Raw genomic sequence first — 18,063 nt, forward strand, 5'->3', positions numbered from 1 at the left:
CTGACCCACTTGTATACGATCTCGGGCGTAAAAGACATAAAGTGGGATCGATGATGGCGATAGGCTGGAAGGGTGTGTTCCCGGCGGTAACGACGCAGGTGCGCGAGGATCTCACGCTCGACCTGCCCGATACGCAGCGGGTCGTCGACGAGCTGATCCGCGACGGCGTCACCGGAATTATCGCGCTGGGTACGGTGGGCGAGAACAACTCGCTCGACTATGACGAGAAGGTCGCCGTGCTGCGCGCGATCGTCGAGGTGGTGAAGGGGCGCGTGCCAGTCATCACCGGCGTCTCCGAATATGACACGCGCCGCGCCGCGCGCTACGCTCAGGCGGCGGAGAAGGCCGGCGCCGACGGACTGATGCTGCTGCCGCCGATGGTCTATGTCCCCAAGCCCGACGAGCTGGTGGCGCATTTCCGCGGCGTGGCGGAGCGGACCGCGCTGCCGATCATGTTGTACAACAACCCGCCGGCCTATCGCACCGTGATCGACCGCTATGTGCTCGAACAGCTCGTGCCGGTGGAGAATATCGTGGCGGTGAAGGAATCGGCGCCCGACACGCGGCGCTTCACCGACTTTCGCGCGGCGTTCGGCGACCGCTATGTGCTGTTCGCCGGGCTCGACGATGTCGCGCTGGAGGGCCTGTACCTCGGCGCGAAGGGCTGGGTGTCCGGCCTCACCAACGCCTTTCCGAGGGAATCGGTCGAGCTCGTCGCGGCGTTCGAGCGCGGCGATCATGCCAAGGCGCTCGAGATCTATCGCTGGTTCATGCCCCTGCTCCACCTCGACGCGGAGCATGACCTGGTCCAGTCGATCAAGCTCGCGGAGCAGGTAATGGGGCGCGGCTCCGAGCGCGTGCTGCCGCCGCGCTACGTGCTCACCGGCGCGCGCCGCGCCGAGGTGATCGCGATGGTCGAACAGGCGGCCGCCACGCGTCCGAGCTTGTCGCTGCCCGCCGCGGCCTGATAGTTTGCGCTCCATGCGCCACACCTTCTTCTGCATCGACGGTCACACCGCGGGCAACCCGGTGCGGCTCGTCGCCGGGGGGGCGCCGCTGCTGCGCGGCGCCTCCATGTCCGAGCGCCGCCAGGACTTCCTCGCGCGTTACGACTGGGTCCGCACCGGGCTGTGCTTCGAGCCGCGCGGCCATGACATGATGTCGGGCGGCTTCCTCTACCCGCCCACCACCGCCGACGCCGATGTCGGCATCCTGTTCATCGAGACGAGCGGCTGCCTGCCGATGTGCGGGCACGGTACGATCGGGATGATCACCTTCGGGCTGGAGCACGGGCTGATCCAGCCCGCCACACCGGGGCGGCTGCGCGTCGAGGTGCCCGCGGGCGTGATCGACATCGCCTATGAGGTCGCGGGCGAGACGGTGACTGCGGTGCGGATCACCAACGTGCCGAGCTATGTCGCGGCGCGCGGAGTGGAGATCGAGGTCGCCGAGCTCGGCCGGCTCACCGTCGACGTCGCCTATGGCGGCAATTATTACGCGATCGTCGAGCCGCAGGGCGCGTATGTCGCGCTCGACGCGATGGGGGCGGACCGGCTGGTCGCGGCGTCGCGGCTGGTGCGCGCGGCGGTGCGCGCCAAGGTCGAGCCGGTCCACCCGCTCGACCCGACGATCCGCGGCGTCAGCCACGTGCTCTGGGTCGACCGCCCCCGCGCGAACGACGCGGACGGGCGCAATGCGGTATTCTACGGCGACAAGGCAATCGACCGCTCGCCCTGCGGCACCGGCACCTCGGCGCGGCTCGCGCATCTCGCCGACCGCGGCACGCTGACGGTGGGCGATCGCTTCGTCCACGAGAGCTATATCGGCAGCCGCTTCATCGGCCGCGTCGAGGCGGCGACCACGCTCGGCGGCGTGCCCGCGATCGTTCCCTCGATCGAGGGCTCGGCGGTGGCGACCGGCTTCAACACGATCTGGATCGATCGCGCCGATGCCTTCTGGGCGGGGTTCCAGGTGACGTGAGGGAAGGGCGCCGCGGGCGGGGATCGCGGCCTCGCGGCGGACCAGCGCCAGCTTGCCGCCGGGATCGAGGCGGGCGCGGCGCGCACCGCCACAGGCGCCGAGCTGATCGAGCGCCGCATCGACGAGGTCGCCGCGGCGGTGCGCACCACCGCCACGCTGTCGCAGACGGTGCTCGATCGCGCGGTCGAGCACCGTCTGCGCGCACGCTCGACGGCGCGACCGAGCGTTTCATCGTCTTCCTCAAGGCGGAGGCGCCACGCCGCGCCGCCTGAATGCGGGCAACCATCCGCCCGCCTTGGTCATTGATCGAGGTGAGAGGAGCCTGCCCGATGAAACGTATCGCCTTGGTCGCCCCGGTTGCCGCATTCGCGCTCGCCGCCTGCGGCGACCGGGTCGAGCGCCAGTCCGAACGCACCGGCGACGCGATCGCGGGGGAGATCGGCGACGCCGCGGACAATGTCGCCGCGAGCGTCGACTCGCTCACCGACACGATGGCAAACCAGGCGGACGACGTCGCCGTGCGGTCGCTCGACCGCGCCGCGGACCGGATCGACGACGCCTCGCGCCAGCTCGAGCGCGACGTTCGTCGCCACGCCGACCGCGCGCGCGATCGCGCCGGCGACGCGCTCACCGCAGCGGGCGACCGGCTGCGCGACGGCGACGCGCCGCGCGAGCGCCCGAGCAACGAGCAGCGTCAGCGGCCCTGATTCGTTCCTCTCGACGCTCCGGCGTGCTCCGGTGTCCGCCGGAGCACGGTTCGACTCGGATCAGACCGCGGACGGCCGGCCGCCGCCTGCCGTCAGAAGTTCAGCCCGAAGAACTCCTCGAGCTTCTCGCCGACGTAATCGAAATGCTCCTGTCCGAGCGCCGGATAGAGACCGAGCCAGAAGCTGTTGTTCATCACGCGGTCGGTGTTGGTCAGCTCGCCCACCACGCGATAGTCGACGTGCTGGAAATAGGGCTGGCGCGTCAGGTTGCCGGCGAACACCAGCCGCGTCCCGATCTTGTTCTGATCGAGGAAGCGGGTGAGGTCGACGCGCTTGGCGTCGACGCCCTCGCGCAGCATCAGCGGGAAGCCGAACCACGACGGGTCCGAGTTGGGCGTCGCCTCGGGCAGGATGAAGATTTCCTCCAGCGAGCGCAGCCGCTCGGTCAACAGCGCGAAGTTGCGCCGCCGCGCCGCGACGAAGCCCTCGGCGCGGTCGAGCTGCGCCAGCCCGCATGCTGCCTGCATGTCGGTGATCTTCAGATTATAGCCGAGGTGCGAGTAGACGTATTTGTGGTCGTAGCCGAATGGCAGCGTGCCGTGCTGCTGGCCGAAGCGGACGCCGCAGGTATTGTCGCAGCCCGGCGCGCAATAGCAGTCGCGGCCCCAGTCACGGATGCTCTCGATGATCGGGCGCAGCTCGGCCGACTGGGTGAACACCGCGCCGCCCTCGCCCATGGTGATATGATGCGCGGGATAGAAGCTGACGGTGGCGACGTCGCCCCACAGGCCGACCTTCTTGCCATCATAGGTGGCGCCCAGCGCGTCACAGCAATCCTCGACCAGCCACAGGTCGTGCGCGTCGCAGATGCGGCGCACCTCGGCGAGGTTGAACGGATTGCCGAGCGTATGCGCGATCATGATCGCACCGGTCTTGTCGGTGATCGCCGCCTCGATCAGGCTGGCGTCGATATTGTAGGTGGGCACGTCGACATCGACGAACACCGGGATCAGCCCGTGCTGGATCGACGGATTGACCGTGGTGGGGAAGCCGGCCGCCACCGTGATCACCTCGTCCCCGGGCTTGAGCCGGCGCTCGCCGAGCTTGTGGCTGGTGAGGCACGACAGCGCCAGCAGGTTGGCCGACGAGCCCGAGGTGGTGGTGAGCACGTGCGGCGCGCCGAGCAGCGCCGCCAGCCCGGCCTCGAACTGCGTGTTGAAGCGCCCGGTGGTGAGCCAGCCGTCGAGCGACGCCTCCACCATCAGCTCCAGTTCGGGCGCACCGATCACCTTGCCCGCGGGCGGGATCACGGTCTCGCCCGGTACGAACGCGCGCGGCGCGAACTGGGTCTCGGCATATTGGCCGACAAGCTTGCGGATTTCCTTGCGGAGGTCGTCAGCGGTCATGAAAGTTCCGGATCCTAAGCAGCTACAGGGGCGGCGGCGAACTGCGCCACCTCGTCGAGACAATAAGCGCGCATGTCGGCGCCGGCGTGCCAGGCGCGTTGCCACGCGACGATGCGCGCGAGCGCCTCGTCGAGCGACCAGCGCGGCTGCCAGCCGAGCGCCGCGCGCGCCTTGGAGATATCGAGCTTGAGGTAATGCGCCTCGTGCGGCTGCTCGCGCGCGTCGCGTTGCCACGCCGCGCCGTCGCCCCACAGCGCGCACAGCCGCTCGACGATCCACTGCACCGGGCGCGCATCATCGTCGCGCGGGCCGAAGTTCCACGCCGCGGCGGCGCGCGCGGGATCGTGCCACAGCGCCTGGCAGAGCACGAGATAGCCCGACAGCGGCTCGAGCACGTGCTGCCACGGGCGGATCGCGTGCGGGTTGCGGATCGGCACCGGCTGGCCCGCGGTGATCGCGCGCAGGATGTCGGGGATCAGCCGGTCGGTCGCCCAGTCGCCGCCGCCGATCACGTTGCCCGCGCGCCCCGAGGCGAGCGCGGCCGCGTCCGCGGCGCCGAAGAAGGAGCGGCGGTAGGCCGAGGTGACGAGCTCGGCGCAGCCCTTGGAGTTGCTGTACGGGTCGTACCCGCCCATCGCCTCGTCCTCGCGATAGCCCCACGGCCACTCGCGATTCTCGTAGCATTTGTCGGTGGTGACGATGCAGGTGGCGCGCACCGACGGCGAACGGCGCACCGCTTCGAGCAGGTGCACCGTGCCCATCACGTTGGTGGCATAGGTGCCGACCGGATCGTCGTAGGAGGCGCGCACCAGCGGCTGTGCCGCCATGTGGATCACCACCTCGGGCGCGGCCGAGGCGAGCGCGGCGGCGAGTGCGTCACGGTCGCGGATGTCGCCGATCAGCGAGGTCATCCCCTCGGCCACGCGCGCTGCCTCGAACAGCGCGGGCTCGGTCGGCGGCGCGAGCGCGAAGCCGGTGACCTCCGCGCCCATCTGCTGCAGCCACAGCGACAGCCAGCTGCCCTTGAACCCGGTATGCCCGGTGAGGAACACCTTCTTGCCCGCCCAGAAGGCAGGGTCGACGCGCCCGTTCACCACACGCACCACGGCGCCTTACCGCTGTCCCACAGGCTGTTGAGATGCTGCTTCTCGCGCAGCGTGTCCATCGGCTGCCAGAAACCGTGGTGCTCATAGGCCATCAGTTCGCCGTCCGCGGCGAGCCCGCGCAACGGCTCCTGCTCCCACAAGGTGTCGTCGCCCGCGATATAATCCAGCACGCGCGGCGACAGCACGAAGAAGCCGCCGTTGATCATGCCGCCGTCGCCCTGCGGCTTCTCGAGGAAGTGGGTGATCTGGCCCTCCTCAATCTCCAGCGCGCCGAAGCGACCCGGCGGATAGGTCGCGGTCATCGTCGCGGCCTTGCCGTGCGCGCGGTGGAACGCGATCGACGCGGTGATGTCGATGTCCCCCACGCCGTCGCCATAGGTGAAGAGGAACAGCTCCTCGTCCTTGACGTGATCGGCGATGCGCTTGAGCCGGCCGCCGGTCTGCGACGTGTCGCCGGTGTCGACCAAGGTAACCGTCCAGGGCTCCGCGCGGCGCTCGTGGACGATCATCTGGTTCGCCTTCATGTCGAACGTCACATCCGACATGTGCAGGAAATAATTGGCGAAATATTCCTTGATGATATAGCCCTTGTAACCGCAGCAGATCACGAAGTCGGTGACGCCGTGTGCGGCGTAGATCTTCATGATGTGCCACAGGATCGGACGTCCGCCGACCTCGATCATCGGCTTGGGGCGAAGGCTGGTCTCCTCCGCGAAACGGGTGCCGAGACCGCCGGCCAGAATTACTGCCTTCATGGGTGCCAACCTAGTTCGAACTGACGAATGCGTCGGAGAAGAAGCGGGTCGGCGGAAGGCCGAGCGCCAAGAGAGTGTCGCGTGCCGCGGCGATCATCGCGGTCGACCCGCATGCGTAGACCACCGTGTCAGCGGGGTCGAGCCCGGCACGCACCGCGGCATCCTGGACATAGCCGCGCCCCCCCGCCCAGTCCGCCTCCCCGCCCGACAGGAGGTGATGGACGCCGACGTCGAGCCCGAGCGCGACCGGGTCCCAGCAGAAGCTCTCGCTTGCGCGATTGCCCCAGAAGACGCTGAGGCGGTGCCGCGCCGCGCGCGCCGGGTCGGCGGCGAGCTCCTCCAGCAGCGCCTTGACCGGGGCGATGCCGGTGCCGGTGGCGAGGAACAGCAGGTGGGTGGGCGCGGCGTCGCGCAGGAAGAAGGTGCCGAACGGTCCCTCGATGCGCAGCAGATCGTTGACCTTGGCGTGCTCGAACCAGAATTCGCTGAGCGCGCCGCCGGGATAGCGCTTGACGATGAGCTCGAGCAGCGCGTCCGCGCGCGGCGCATTGGCGAGCGAGTAGCTGCGCCGCACGTCGCGCGCGATCACGTCGATATACTGGCCCGGCAGGAAGCGCAGCGGCGAGGCCGGCGGGGTCTTGAGTACCACCCTCACGATGTCGCCGGCGAGCCGGTCGAGCGACACGATCCGCGCCGGGATGGTCTTGGTCTCGAGCCCGGCGAGCCGGTCGAGCGGCTCGACGTCGAGCGCCACCTCGCCTTTGGCGGCGCGGCAGCAGGTGAGGATCATGCCGGCCGCGGCCTCGTCGCGGGTCAGGCCCTCGTCCTCGGCGCGCAGCACGATGGTCGTGCCCGCGGTCACCGCCGCCTTGCAGACGCCGCAGCGGCCGGTCCGGCAGCTATATTCGAGCGCGATCCCGTGCGACCGCGCCGCGTCGAGGATCGACACGCCGGGATCGGCGGCGAAACGGCGCTGATTGCGGAGCACGACATGGGACATGCCGCGCGCTACTAAAGCCTTGAGCGCGACAGTCCAGCACGTGCCGCAGCAGAAGTGTCGATCCGGCTGAACTAACGTGGTTCCATGCCCAGGCCGTCGACGTCTGGTGCGCGGCAGGTGAGCATGACGATCAGCGCGCCGCCGAAGTCGCGGCACCGCCAGCCGAGGCGCCGCAGCACTGCCGCACGCGGTCGCTCGCGCGTGCCGGGTACGGTGGCGTCGGCGAGCCAGACAAGTGAGTCGATCTGTCGCATCGCCGCCGCTCGCGCGATCACCCGCGACGGCAGCACGCCGGCGGGTTGCGGCAATATCGAGACTGTGACGGGATGCCCGGCCTGGCGCGGCCCGAAGCCGATCACCTCGGCGATCCGGTCCGGCTGGCTGAGCCGCCCGGTCGGGCTGTCCCAGACGAAGCCGAGCCGGCGCGCGTCGCGCGCCACCAGCCAGTCGCTCGGACGGCCCAGATTGAGATTGTAGCGCACTTCATCGCTCGGCGTCCGCCACTGCCCGACGATCTGTCCCGCGGTGGAGGCGGCGAACAGCGCCAGCATCGCGCCCGGCAACAGCGGGGTGCGCGAGGCGAGCCCGCGCGCCCAGACGGTGACGCCGAGCAGCACCGCGGGCGCACACATCAGCGCATAGCGCCATACGAAGCTCGGCCGGATCATCCCGATCGCCAGCATCAGCGCCACGCTCGCTACGCCGGACAGCGCCACTGCGGCGTCGATCCGGTCACTGCCGCGCGGACGCCACGAGGGGAGGGCGAGCGCAAGCAGCACCAGCGCGGTCATCGCGCCGCCGAGCACGATCGTGCCGAAGAAGATCGTCGGCAGCCGTCCTAGATCGGCAATGCCTACCAGTGGATACCAGGCGCCCTCGCTGGCGAAGCTGGCGAGCAAGGTAAGGTGGAACGCCATCCACGCCGCCACCGGAACGAGCGCCAGCAGCGCCGGCCAGCAGCGCAGCGCGGCGCGTCGGCGCAGCCCCAGCAACGTCAATCCCTGGACCAGCGCGAGCAACGCCGCGTGATAGTGCGTGAGCACCGCCAGCCCCGACAGCGCGACCCAGGTGGTCGCCTCGCGCCGCTCCGTGACGACGAGCAGCCGGCGGAAGGCGATCGCCTGCGCGGTCGTCTCGAGCAGCAGCAGCGCGTAGCAGCGCGCCGTGGTGGCGGTGGAGAGCCCGGGCAGCCAAAGCGCGACCAGGCACGCCCAGTAGAGCCGGGTCGCGCGATCGGGATGGCCCCAGCGCAGGATCACGAAAGGCGCGGCGAGCGAGGCCATCAGGCTGAACGCGCGCAGCGCCGCGAGCCCGGTGCCGAACAACTGCGCCCAGCCCCATAGCGCGACATAATAGACTGGTCCGCCGATCTCGTGCAGGCACCAGTCGATCAGCGCGGCAGGGTCGGCTTGCGCCGCGATCACCCCGGAGAAGGTCTCATCGAAGCCGAACGGCGCGGTCCAGCCCGAGAACAGCCGACCGAGCAGCGCCAGCGAGACGACGCCCAGCGCGAGCCAGCGCGCGCGCGGCACCGCGAGCAGCACGGATCGCGGCGGGGCGAGGGTGACGACCGACATGGCCGCACCCTTGCAGAACTTGCCTAGCATTCGGTTAAGCTTAGGCGGAGCGATGCGTGTGAGCCCGCGGTGCTCGCATCTAGAGTTTTCTCAACCAGGCTCCACCGTGCTGCCGCGCAAGCTGGAGCCCAGAGCGGCGGACGGGGGCAAATGGCACTGAGTTCCGGCGCCTGTCGGAGGACGCTGACGATCCAGACAAGATAGACAGCTTGTAGGCGGTGCCTGTTGCCTCGTCAGGGCACCGCTGAGTCGCCAGGCGAGCTGCGCGCCTGCGCACCTGCCCGACAAAGGGCTGGCGGCGGCGCTGTGCCCTGGTCCGCCGGCCCTCGGTTCAGCCGCCGCCACTGATCGCCGCGACGGGGCGCGCGAGCGCCACCGCACCGCCGAGCAGCGCGCCGCCGCGCAGGCATTCGGCCGGATCACGCCGCGGCGTGCGCGCACAGTCCCATTGCGCGCGCGCTTCGCCGTCGCCGTCGCCGTCGCGTTGGTAGCGGAAGCTGAGCGAGTCGAGCTCGGTGAGGCTGAGCGGCAGCGTGCGCGCGACGCGGCGCGGGTCGCGCCACGCCATCACGGTGCAGGGCGACCGCGTGCCGCAGAGCGCGCGCGCGCGCGCCAGGTCCGCGGCGGCGTCGCCCGCGGCGCGGATCAGGAACGTGTCGGGGTCGCTCGCGGTGGAGAGGACCGGGCGTGGGCGGCCGCGCGGCGCGGCGAGCACTGCGCCGATCGGCGCGGGCTCGTCGCCATGGACGCGCGCGCGGAACGCCGCGGGCTCGCCCCAGAAGCCGGACCAGCGATAGAAGATGTGCGGTCCCACCTGCGCGACTCGTGCGAGGCTGCTGCTCCAATAGGGCAGCATCCAGTCGGCGTGATAATGGGTGGCGAGACCTACCGGGGCATAGACCGCGCCGGCGAGCGCTTCCGCCGCGGTGGCGCGGGCGCGCGCCCAGGCGGCGGACGTGGGCGTACGTCGCTGCATCGCGCCGTCGCACGTGAACGTGAACTGGCAGCCGGTGCGGCGCTCGGCACCCTGGAACACCACGCCGCAGACTGTCTTGGGAAAGGCGGGATGGCGCACGCGGTTGAGCACCACCTGCATGACGGCGCGCTGGTCGTCGCGGCGATCGCCTGCCTCGTAGAAGCCTGCGGCGGCGAGGCAGTCGAGCGCACGGCGCGCGCTGTCGTCGGCGGCGCCGGTGACGGCAGCGGCGAAGGGCGCGGCGGCGGGGCCGACCGTGCGGCTCGGCGCCACCTGCGCGTTGATCGCGCGCGCAGTGGAGGTCGCGACCGGCCGGAAGCGGAGCGGCTCGACCGGCGGGGGAGCGGGCGCGGTGGCGCGCGGCGCCGGAACGGGCGCCGCTGGCGTAGCGCCGGGCAGGGGCACGCCGCTCGCACCTCCCAGCATCGCCAGCGCCGCGCAGGCGAGCGCGCGACGCGCGCCGGCGCGAGAGAATCGGAATGAAACGAGGCGGCTGGGCAAATGAACGCTCACTGCGAGGCGGCAGCGCGCCGCGGCGGATGGCGCCGTGCCTTAGCCCAAAATGGCGGCGTTGCCATCCGTCCGATGCGATAACGGCCCCCGGCATCGCTGCCGAGGGCCGTCCGTCAGGCGTGCGACCGGAGCTTAGAAGCGGACGCCGAAGCCCGCCAGCACCTGGTTCTTGCTCTGGCGATAGTCGGTGTCAGCGAAGCCATAGGGCTCGAGGCTGAAGCGACCGGTGCGGGTGTAGTTATACTCGACCTTGACGTAGGCATTGTCGGTCACCGCATATTCGGCGCCCGCGCCAGCGCGCCAGCCGCCGATCAGACGGTGGGTGTTGTACACGCCGCCGCCGTTGAGGCCCGACTGCACCTTCACCGAGGTGTTCACGTACCCGCCCTTGGCATACAGCATTACGCGGTTGCCGAAGAAGCTGTCACCGCCCTTGAAGCCGACGCGGCCGCCGGCCTCGATCTCGCGCTCCGGACGGACGCAGCGGCCGATCGCCGCCGCCGAGGTGTCGCACGAATTGGAGGTCGGGAGCGCGTAGCTGCCGTACACGCCGAGCACGAGGTTGCGGAAGCCGATGTCGAAGCCGCCCAGCGCGCCGGCGACGCCGCCGGTGTGCTTGCGGTTGGCGCCGGCCGGGCTCGGGTTGAAGTCGTACTTCTGGAAGTCGACACCGCCGAAACCCTCGACGCGCGGACCGGTGAAGGTGGGATCGATCTCGGCCGAGCCACTGCCCTGCGCCGGCGGCACGTCCTGCGCCATGGCAGGCACGGCGCCGAGAACACCGGCAGTGATCAGGAACATTTGGATGGACTTCACTTCATATACTCCCTGCGTCGACCATAAGTGGCGGCCATTAAGCGCACCATCGCGAGGCGCAAAGGAATGTTCCACGAAGCGAACCAAAAAAAGTTATCTTTATGGCGAAATGACGAAAATGTCACACCTCTGAGGAGGCAGCATGCGGGCTGTTGCTAGCTGTCGCGCGGTGACGATGGTGGCTTGCGATTCCAATGTGGAAGCCGGTATCGGGCGATGGATCGGGCTGACGCCCCGCTCGGGTTCTCTCGGAGTTGGAATGACCATCACTTCTCAGCGCGCATCGCGGGCGGTCTCGTCCTGCACCGTCGCGCTCATGCTCCTGGCGACTGGCGAGGCCGCAGTGGCGCAGCTTCCGGGTACGGTCGTGCCGACGCAGGTCCAGACGCAGAACCAGACGCCTACTTACGGCCAGTCGAACAGCGCAGACGCGCAGGGTCAGCAACCATCGACGACGCAGCAGCAGTCGGCGGTGACCACGTCCGTCCCGCTGACCGGCTCCAGCGCGGTGCCGGCGCAGGCCGCGCAGCTGGACCAGCAGAACCGCACGGATAGTGCCGGTCGTTCCGGCCGTTACGGCACGAACCCGGACCAGGCACCCCTGCTCACGCCTCTCGGTGAGCGGCTGCCGCCCGCCCCGCCGGGCGAATATGAGACCTATGTCGCGCAGGTGCTGGGGCGTAAGGTGCCGCGCTACGGCGCGTCGCTGCTGCTGCCGACCGCGCGCGACTTCACCCCGCCGCCGACCGCTTCGGTGCCCGCCGACTATCGACTCAACCCCGGCGACGAGATCCTCGTCGGGCTGACCGGCTCGGTCCAGTCCGAACTGCGCCTGACGCTCGACAACGACGGCGCGGTGTTCATCCCGCGCGTCGGGCGGGTGAGCCTCGCCGGCGTGCGCTACGGCGATGTCGCGAGCACGCTGTCACGCCGGATCAGCGACGAATATCGCGACTATCGCATCACCGTGAGCGTGGCGCGGCTGCGCGGCATTCGCGTCTATGTCACCGGCTATGCCGCCAATCCTGGCGCTTATACGCTCAACAGCCTGTCGACGCTGGTGAACGCGGTGCTCGCCGGCGGCGGACCCGCGGCCGGGGGCAGCTTCCGTTCGATTCAGGTGCGCCGCAATGGTGCGGTGGTCGCCGACTTCGACAGCTACGACCTGCTGCTGCGCGGCGACAAGTCGAAGGACGTGGTCCTCCAGAACGAGGACGTGATCTACATCGCCCCGGTTGGTCCGCAGGTGGCGCTGACCGGCAGCGTCAACGCCGAGGCGATCTACGAGGCGCGTCCGGGTGAGAGCGTGGCGGACGTGATCCGTTACGCCGGCGGCATCTCGACGCTGGGCGATCCCGCCCGCACCGTGGTGTCGCGCCTTTCCGAACTCGACGGGCGCGGCTGGGTGGAACTGAGCCTCGCACAGGCGAATGCGCAGCCGGTGGTGGGGGGCGACATCCTGCGCTTCCTGTCGGTGGCGGATTATGCGCGCCCGCTCGAGCGCCAGAACATTCTGGTGACGATCGAGGGGCAGGTGGGCAAGCCGGGGCATTATTACATGCCCGCGAACTCGACGATGGGGGACGCGCTGGCGATGGCGGGCGGGCTCACCGGCCGCGCCTTCGTCTATGGCACTGAATTCGATCGCAGTCGCGTCCAGCAGCAGCAGCGCCGCAGCTTCAACGAGGCGCTGCGCCAGCTCGAACTGTCGCTGGCAGCCGCGCCGCTGACCGACAGCGGCGCCGACGTCACCGAGGGCGGGCTGCGCCAGCAGCGGCTCACCGCGGCGCGCGCGGTGGTCGACCGGCTGCGCGAGGCGCAGCCTGATGGCCGGGTGGTGCTGGCGGTCCGCCCGGACTCGAACGATTTGCCGCTGCAGACCGTGCTCGAGAACAACGACCGGCTGTATATCCCGCCGGTGCCGACGACCGTGGGCGTGTTCGGTGCCGTGTACCAGCCCGGCTCGTTCGAGATACAGGGTGCCCGCAAGGTGAAGGATTATCTCGAGCTCGCCGGCGGCCCGCAGCGGCTTGCCGACAAGGGCGAGATCTTCGTGGTGCGCGCCAACGGCTCGGTGATCACCAAGCGGCGCGGCGGGCTCAACGCGCCGGCGCTGCCGGGCGACGTCGTGTTCGTGCCCGTCAAGACGCATGGCTCGGCTTTCTGGGCGCGGCTGCGCGATATCACCGGCGTGTTGTTCAGCGCGGGTGTCAGCGCCGCCGCCGTTGCGGCGTTGACCAATTGACCCGGCCCCCGTTCGTGCTCGACCAGGTGATGGGTCTCGGCTGGATGCGTCGCCCATGGCTGCGCCGGGCGATTCTTGGCGTGGCGCTGCTGTTGCTCGGCATATTAGCGCTGTTTCCGCGGCACTACCTCGCCGTGGTCAAGCTCGCGCCACCCGAGTCGAGCGCACAGGGGCTCAGCGCGGTGCTGGGCGGGTTGGGCGGCACTTACAGCTCACTGCTCACAAGCCAGCCGGCGGAGATCGATCTCGCGGTGGCGCGCAGCTATGACGTGATGCGCGACGTCGCGCGTCAGCTCGGCGCGGTCAGGCGCGATACCCCGCCCGACGAGGCGGCGCGGGCGGTGCGTCGGCTCGATCGTGACCTTGACGTGCGCGCGCTGCGCGGCGGCATGCTGCAGATCGAGATGCGCGACACCGATCCGCAGCGCGCGATGTCCGCGGTGGACGCGTTCGCCGCCTCGCTGCGGCGTCGGCTGTCGACGCTGAGCCGCCAGCAGATCACGTTCAAGCGCGGTATCCTTACCCAGCGGCTCACCGAGGCCTCCGAGGGCATCCAGCGCGCACAGCAGGAACTGACCGACTTCCGCCGCACCAATCGCCTGCCCGCGCCGCAGGAGCAGTTGTCGCAATCGGTTCTCACGCTCAACACGCTCGAAGGCACGGTGCAGGCGAAGCGTGCGGCGCTGGCGACCGAGCGGCGCTTCTCTGGCCCGGAGAACTACGCGGTCAAGCGACTGGAGGCGGAGATCTCGGTGGCACAGCGCCAGCTCGACGCCGAGCGGTCACGCCAGCAGAGCGAGGCGACCGGCTCGACCGCCAGCTTGGTAGAGATCAACACGCGGTACGCCGACCTGCTGCGCAACCTGACGTTCGCGCAGTCGCTCTATCAGTCGTACATCCGTTATCTGGAGGGCTCCGCGGTCGAGGAGTTGACCGCGCAGTACAATCTCGAGAAGCTCGAATCGACGCATCTCGACCCGTACCGCCAGTACAACCTGATCCCGCTCGGCCTGTTCATCCTGGTACTGGCTTTCGCGATCGCGGCCGAACTCTACATCGTCGCCCCGCCGGCGGGCGCGTCGGTGGCGAGCGGCGTCGGGTCCGACCCGCGCCGGATCTGACGTGATTGACGCCATCTCCGCCCGGACGACGCGCCGGAAGCGCCTGCGCCTCGGGCTGGAGTGGGTCATGGGCGCGCTGGTGCTCGCCTGCATCGCCAACACATATCTCTTCTTTCGCACCAACGGCTTCCTGCCGCCGCCGTTCTTCTTCAATTATCTCGACAGCCTCATGGACGGCTACAACACGGCGGCTTGGGCGTTCCGTCCGGGCGCCTACGATATCTGGCGCTCGATCTACCCGCCAATCTCCTTCGCCTGGTTCCACGTCTTTGCGACACCGAGTTGCTACGTCGGCACCGAGGTCTATGCGCGCGACTGCGATTGGTGGCTGCGTACCGCAATGGTGCTCTTCTTCTTCGGCAACACCGTGCTGGTGTGGGTGATGTACCGCCGGCATCATCGGCCCACCGCGCTGCCGCGCGCGATTGCGGTCGGCTTTGGTATGCCCATGCTCTACGCGCTCGAGCGGGCCAACCTGATCATCCCCGCCTTCACTTTCTTCGCGCTCGCCTATGGCCCGCTGCTCAGGAACACCCGGCTGCGCTGGGTGGCAGCGGCGTGCGCGGCGAATTTCAAACCCTATCTGGTCGTCGGAATTGTCGCCACGCTGCTGCGGCGACAGTGGCGCTGGTTTGAGGGGGCGGTGGTCGCCTGCGCGCTGGTGTATCTGGTCAGCTGGATCATCGTGCGCGACGGCACCCCGCTGCAGGTGCTGCGCAATACAATCATCTTCGCCGACGCGAGCCGCGCGGCGGAATGGCCGGTCTCCTATTACGCCTCGTCGTACATCCCGCTTCACACCTTTCTTAACGAGAGCCGTGCGCCGCTGATCCGACTGATCGGTACCGATCCGATCGACTTCGCCGACTGGTTCTTGCCGCTGTTCATGCGCGCCACCCAAGTGCTCACGCTGGTGGCGGCGGCGGCAATATGGCTGCGACCCGGGCTGTTCCCGAAGACGCGCGGCATCGCGCTAGCGGTCATGTTCGCGCTTAGCGCGCAGGAGACGGGCGCCTATGCGATGTGCTTCGTGCTCTTCCTGCTTTTCTTCGAGCGGATGGAAGGCTTTTGCCTCACCGCTGCGCTGATCATCGGCTATCTGCTGAGCCTCTGCCTCGACTATTTTCTCGTCCAGCTTGACCTGCAGGTCATGATGGAAAGCTTCCTGGCGGGACGGCGCGTCACCGCCTCTTACGGACTGACGGTGGGCACGATCATCCGGCCCGCGGGGCTGTTGCTGATCATGGACCTGCTCTCGATCGCGACACTGACCAAGCTGGTGACGACCCTCGCTACGGAGCGCCGGCTGCGCTTCCCTTGGCGCAGCACCACGGGTACGGCGATGCCGCAACCGGTCCCCTCTGCCGCAGGAAGCAACTGAGCCTCATGGTCCCCGACATCTCGATCGTCTGCCCCTGCTACAACGAGGAGGCGAACGTCGAGGCGATCGCCGCGGCGGTGATTGCCCAGCTCGAGCGCTGCGACGTCACGTTCGAATATCTCTTCATCGACAACGCCTCCACCGATCGCACGGTGGAGATCGTGCGCGCGATGTGCGCGCGCGACCCGCGCATCAAGCTGATCGCCAACACCCGCAACTTCGGCCAGATGCGCTCGCCGACCCATTGCATCTACGCCACCTCGGGACGCGCGGTGATCGGCATCGCCTCCGACTTCCAGGACCCGCCCGAGCTGATCCCCGAGTTCATCAGTCGCTGGCGCGCGGGCGCGCCGATCGTGCTGGGCACGCGGATCGTCGAGAAGAGCAGCTGGTGGCTCGGCGTCGGGCGCAAACTGGCGTACGGGTTCCTCGCGCGCTTCGGCGACTATTCGATCGTGCCGCACGCTACCGGTTTCGGGCTGTACGACCGTCGCGTGGTGGACCTGCTCGCCGGGCTGCACGAGCCCGAGCCGTTCTTCCGGGGCATGCTGGTGGAGAGCGGCTACAGGATCGAGACGGTGCCGCACGCGCGCGCGCCGCGGCAACGCGGTGTCTCGTCGAACACCTTCTTCCGGCTCGCCGATTTCGCATTGTCCGGCCTCGCCGGCTCGGCCAAGCGGCTGCTGCGCGTGCCGTTCGTGCTTGCTATCGCCTCGGGCGTGCTCGCGCTGCTCGGGCTGGTCGCCTCGCTGCTCGCCTGGGCGCTGGGCGGGCCGTCGGGCTGGTTCGCGATTGCCGCGCTGATCGAGGCCAATGTCGCGCTGGTGTTCCTGTTCATGGGGTTCATGGGCGATCAGGTGCGGCTGATATCGGAGCGGACGCGCGGCACCCCGCTCGTCATCGAGCGCGAGAGGATCAACTTTGCGCAGGATTGAGGAACGGCTTCACGCGATCGACCCGCGGCTGAGCCATATCACCCGCCTGGCGCGCTATTATGGTGTCGCTGCGATCAACACCTTGTGGGGCTATGGCGTCTATGCCGGGCTGGTGGCGCTGGGGCTCAACCTCTTCGTCGCGCAGATCGTCGCGCACGTGATCGGCGTGACGTTCAACTATTTCTCGTACAGTCGCGGTGTGTTCCAGCGGCCGCCGCAGTCCAAGGCGGCCTATATCATGGCCTATGCCGTCAATTATGGCGTGAGCGCGAGCTTCCTCGCGCTGTTCCATCTCACCGGCCTGTCGCCGTATCTGTCGGGGCTGGCGGCGCTGGTCTGCTCGTCGCTGTTGAACTTCCTAGTGCTCAGCCGCTTCGTCTTCCGCGCCCCTCAGGGCACCGCATAGAGCACCGTATCGAAGCCGTTGTGGCCGTGCTGGCGAATGTACAGCTTGGCCTCCGGCAACAGCGCGTGCGCGAGCAGCGGCAGCTCCCACAGATCCTCGGGGCGGTGATAGATGCTCATCGCGATCGCGGGGCGCGCGCGCTCGATCGTGGCGCGCATGCCCGCGATCGCGGCGCGCTCGGCGCCCTCGATGTCGAGCTTGACATAGTTCGGGTTCACCCGCGGCAGCACCTCGTCGAGCGCGACCACCTGCACGACGATGTCGCCGCTCTCCGCGGCGTGCGAGCCCGCTGCCTCGCCCGCGGCGAAGCGGATCTGCTCGGCGCGCTCGCCCAGCCCGCACGGAAACAGCGCGGCCTGCGCCACGTCGGCGTCACGCGCGGTCGCGGCGAGCGCGGCGAAATTGGCCGGATCGGGCTCGAACGCATACCATTCGGCGAGCGAGCGTCCCGAACCGCGGAGCGCGGGCCAGGCGTCACCGGTGAAGGCGCCGCCGTCGATCAGCCGCAGCGGCTCGCGCGTCAGCGGCACGTCCGGCGGAAAATATTGCGAGGGCAGGTGCGACGCCGGGTGCGCGCCATGGTCGGCGGTGAGGCGGAACGTAGCCACGCCCTCCAGCACCGCGCGCGAGGCGTCGTCGGCGAGCAGCCCGGCAACGCGCTCGATCGGGTCGAGATGCGCGCGCGTATGGTCGCGCCCGGTGAGCCAGTAGCTCGCCATCGCGGCGCCGATCGCATCGGGCAACTCGGCGGGAACGATCATGTCGGCGAACCCGCGTGTCGCCGCCCAGGTGTGGATCGGCGCCGGATCGGCGGCGAAATTGTGCACGCCGACGACCAGCACCGTGCCCGCGCTCATCGTCGCGTCGAGCGCGTCGGGCGCGACCGCGGGCACCGGCTGCGCCGCCGCGAAGGCGGGGTCGGCGGCGCGCCGGTCGACCAATCCGCGCACCGGGAACCCCGCCGCCAGTAGAGTGCGTACCGCCAGCAGGCCGTAGCCGCCCGCGCCATAGACCCAGCAGCCCTGCGCCAGTCGCTCGCGCAACAGTGCGGCGGGGCGCTCCGCCTCAACGTGGCGCGCGCGTCGCTCGAGACGGTCGGAGAGGGACGGCGAGGGCGCCTCGGTCAGCATGTCGGTCCT

General features: G+C 69.3%; 16 protein-coding genes. 8 read left to right on the forward strand and 8 right to left on the reverse strand.

Annotation, left to right across the window (positions count from 1 at the left end; translation table 11 throughout):
- Window positions 1-53 precede the first annotated feature (53 nt).
- The 3 genes from ACMGDM_RS07810 (at window position 54) to ACMGDM_RS07820 (ending at window position 2,687) form a co-directional block, all read left to right on the forward strand.
- The gene (locus ACMGDM_RS07810) at window positions 54-968 is read left to right on the forward strand and encodes a dihydrodipicolinate synthase family protein (protein WP_436803647.1); all 915 of its coding nucleotides are present in this window, start codon (window positions 54-56) and stop codon (window positions 966-968) included.
- Window positions 969-981: 13 nt separating this feature from the next.
- Window positions 982-1,980, forward strand: coding sequence for a 4-hydroxyproline epimerase (locus ACMGDM_RS07815; RefSeq protein ID WP_436803518.1), 999 nt, complete (start codon window positions 982-984; stop codon window positions 1,978-1,980).
- Window positions 1,981-2,309: 329 nt separating this feature from the next.
- Window positions 2,310-2,687: a hypothetical protein gene (locus tag ACMGDM_RS07820; RefSeq protein ID WP_436803519.1), complete on the forward strand. Its 378-nt coding sequence runs from the start codon at window positions 2,310-2,312 to the stop codon at window positions 2,685-2,687.
- A gap of 92 nt (window positions 2,688-2,779) precedes the next feature.
- Here ACMGDM_RS07820 and rfbH read toward each other — a convergent pair whose 3' ends face one another.
- The 7 genes from rfbH to ACMGDM_RS07855 form a co-directional block, all read right to left on the reverse strand.
- A complete protein-coding gene (gene rfbH, locus ACMGDM_RS07825; protein WP_436803520.1) occupies window positions 2,780-4,093 on the reverse strand; it encodes a lipopolysaccharide biosynthesis protein RfbH in 1,314 nt (437 codons plus the stop codon).
- 14 nt (window positions 4,094-4,107) lie between these two features.
- Window positions 4,108-5,196, reverse strand: coding sequence for a CDP-glucose 4,6-dehydratase (rfbG, locus tag ACMGDM_RS07830; RefSeq protein ID WP_436803521.1), 1,089 nt, complete (start codon window positions 5,194-5,196; stop codon window positions 4,108-4,110).
- A complete protein-coding gene (gene rfbF, locus ACMGDM_RS07835) occupies window positions 5,184-5,954 on the reverse strand; it encodes a glucose-1-phosphate cytidylyltransferase (protein WP_436803522.1) in 771 nt (256 codons plus the stop codon). The genes rfbG and rfbF overlap by 13 nt, the downstream gene beginning before the upstream one ends.
- A 10-nt stretch (window positions 5,955-5,964) precedes the next feature.
- Window positions 5,965-6,954 (reverse strand): 2Fe-2S iron-sulfur cluster-binding protein, encoded by a 990-nt coding sequence (locus ACMGDM_RS07840; RefSeq protein WP_436803523.1) that lies wholly within the window; start codon window positions 6,952-6,954, stop codon window positions 5,965-5,967.
- A 71-nt stretch (window positions 6,955-7,025) separates the two neighbouring features.
- The gene (locus tag ACMGDM_RS07845) at window positions 7,026-8,531 is read right to left on the reverse strand and encodes a hypothetical protein (protein WP_436803524.1); all 1,506 of its coding nucleotides are present in this window, start codon (window positions 8,529-8,531) and stop codon (window positions 7,026-7,028) included.
- A 331-nt stretch (window positions 8,532-8,862) separates the two neighbouring features.
- On the reverse strand, window positions 8,863-9,912 hold the full coding sequence (locus ACMGDM_RS07850) for a cell wall hydrolase (protein ID WP_436803525.1): 1,050 nt from the start codon (window positions 9,910-9,912) through the stop codon (window positions 8,863-8,865).
- 240 nt (window positions 9,913-10,152) lie between these two features.
- A complete protein-coding gene (locus ACMGDM_RS07855) occupies window positions 10,153-10,836 on the reverse strand; it encodes an outer membrane protein (RefSeq protein ID WP_436803526.1) in 684 nt (227 codons plus the stop codon).
- Between the two features lie 316 nt (window positions 10,837-11,152).
- Between ACMGDM_RS07855 and ACMGDM_RS07860 the strand changes: the two genes are divergently transcribed.
- From ACMGDM_RS07860 to ACMGDM_RS07880, 5 genes are read left to right on the forward strand one after another with little or no spacing between them, the layout of a single operon-like run.
- Window positions 11,153-13,081 carry an SLBB domain-containing protein gene (locus ACMGDM_RS07860; RefSeq protein WP_436803527.1) on the forward strand — a complete coding sequence of 643 codons (1,929 nt, stop codon included), beginning with the start codon at window positions 11,153-11,155 and terminating at the stop codon, window positions 13,079-13,081.
- A complete protein-coding gene (locus tag ACMGDM_RS07865; RefSeq protein WP_436803528.1) occupies window positions 13,078-14,202 on the forward strand; it encodes a hypothetical protein in 1,125 nt (374 codons plus the stop codon). The genes ACMGDM_RS07860 and ACMGDM_RS07865 overlap by 4 nt, the downstream gene beginning before the upstream one ends.
- A 1-nt stretch (window position 14,203) precedes the next feature.
- Entirely contained in the window at window positions 14,204-15,583 is a 1,380-nt protein-coding gene (locus tag ACMGDM_RS07870; protein ID WP_436803529.1) for a hypothetical protein, read from the forward strand.
- A gap of 5 nt (window positions 15,584-15,588) precedes the next feature.
- Window positions 15,589-16,518 (forward strand): glycosyltransferase family 2 protein, encoded by a 930-nt coding sequence (locus ACMGDM_RS07875; protein WP_436803530.1) that lies wholly within the window; start codon window positions 15,589-15,591, stop codon window positions 16,516-16,518.
- Entirely contained in the window at window positions 16,505-16,924 is a 420-nt protein-coding gene (locus tag ACMGDM_RS07880) for a GtrA family protein (RefSeq protein WP_436803531.1), read from the forward strand. Before ACMGDM_RS07875 ends, ACMGDM_RS07880 begins: the two co-directional genes overlap by 14 nt.
- Here the strand turns inward: ACMGDM_RS07880 and ACMGDM_RS07885 are convergent.
- Window positions 16,909-18,054, reverse strand: a complete 1,146-nt coding sequence (locus tag ACMGDM_RS07885; protein ID WP_436803532.1) for an FkbM family methyltransferase — start codon at window positions 18,052-18,054, stop codon at window positions 16,909-16,911. The genes ACMGDM_RS07880 and ACMGDM_RS07885 overlap by 16 nt on opposite strands.
- Window positions 18,055-18,063: the final 9 nt, after the last annotated feature.

It is taken from the genome of Sphingomonas larreae (assembly GCF_051400595.1).
In the GTDB taxonomy this organism is placed as follows: Bacteria; Pseudomonadota; Alphaproteobacteria; order Sphingomonadales; family Sphingomonadaceae; genus Sphingomonas.

What these genes read in the sequence shown, in the direction of transcription:
- ACMGDM_RS07810 (WP_436803647.1), top strand. Translation starts at nt 54, where the DNA reads ATGGCGATAGGCTGGAAGGGTGTGTTCCCGGCGGTAACGACGCAGGTG.
- ACMGDM_RS07815 (WP_436803518.1), top strand. Translation starts at nt 982, where the DNA reads ATGCGCCACACCTTCTTCTGCATCGACGGTCACACCGCGGGCAACCCG.
- ACMGDM_RS07820 (WP_436803519.1), top strand. Translation starts at nt 2,310, where the DNA reads ATGAAACGTATCGCCTTGGTCGCCCCGGTTGCCGCATTCGCGCTCGCC.
- rfbH (WP_436803520.1), bottom strand. Translation starts at nt 4,093, where the DNA reads ATGACCGCTGACGACCTCCGCAAGGAAATCCGCAAGCTTGTCGGCCAA.
- rfbF (WP_436803522.1), bottom strand. Translation starts at nt 5,954, where the DNA reads ATGAAGGCAGTAATTCTGGCCGGCGGTCTCGGCACCCGTTTCGCGGAG.
- ACMGDM_RS07840 (WP_436803523.1), bottom strand. Translation starts at nt 6,954, where the DNA reads ATGTCCCATGTCGTGCTCCGCAATCAGCGCCGTTTCGCCGCCGATCCC.
- ACMGDM_RS07845 (WP_436803524.1), bottom strand. Translation starts at nt 8,531, where the DNA reads ATGTCGGTCGTCACCCTCGCCCCGCCGCGATCCGTGCTGCTCGCGGTG.
- ACMGDM_RS07860 (WP_436803527.1), top strand. Translation starts at nt 11,153, where the DNA reads ATGCTCCTGGCGACTGGCGAGGCCGCAGTGGCGCAGCTTCCGGGTACG.
- ACMGDM_RS07875 (WP_436803530.1), top strand. Translation starts at nt 15,589, where the DNA reads ATGGTCCCCGACATCTCGATCGTCTGCCCCTGCTACAACGAGGAGGCG.
- ACMGDM_RS07885 (WP_436803532.1), bottom strand. Translation starts at nt 18,054, where the DNA reads ATGCTGACCGAGGCGCCCTCGCCGTCCCTCTCCGACCGTCTCGAGCGA.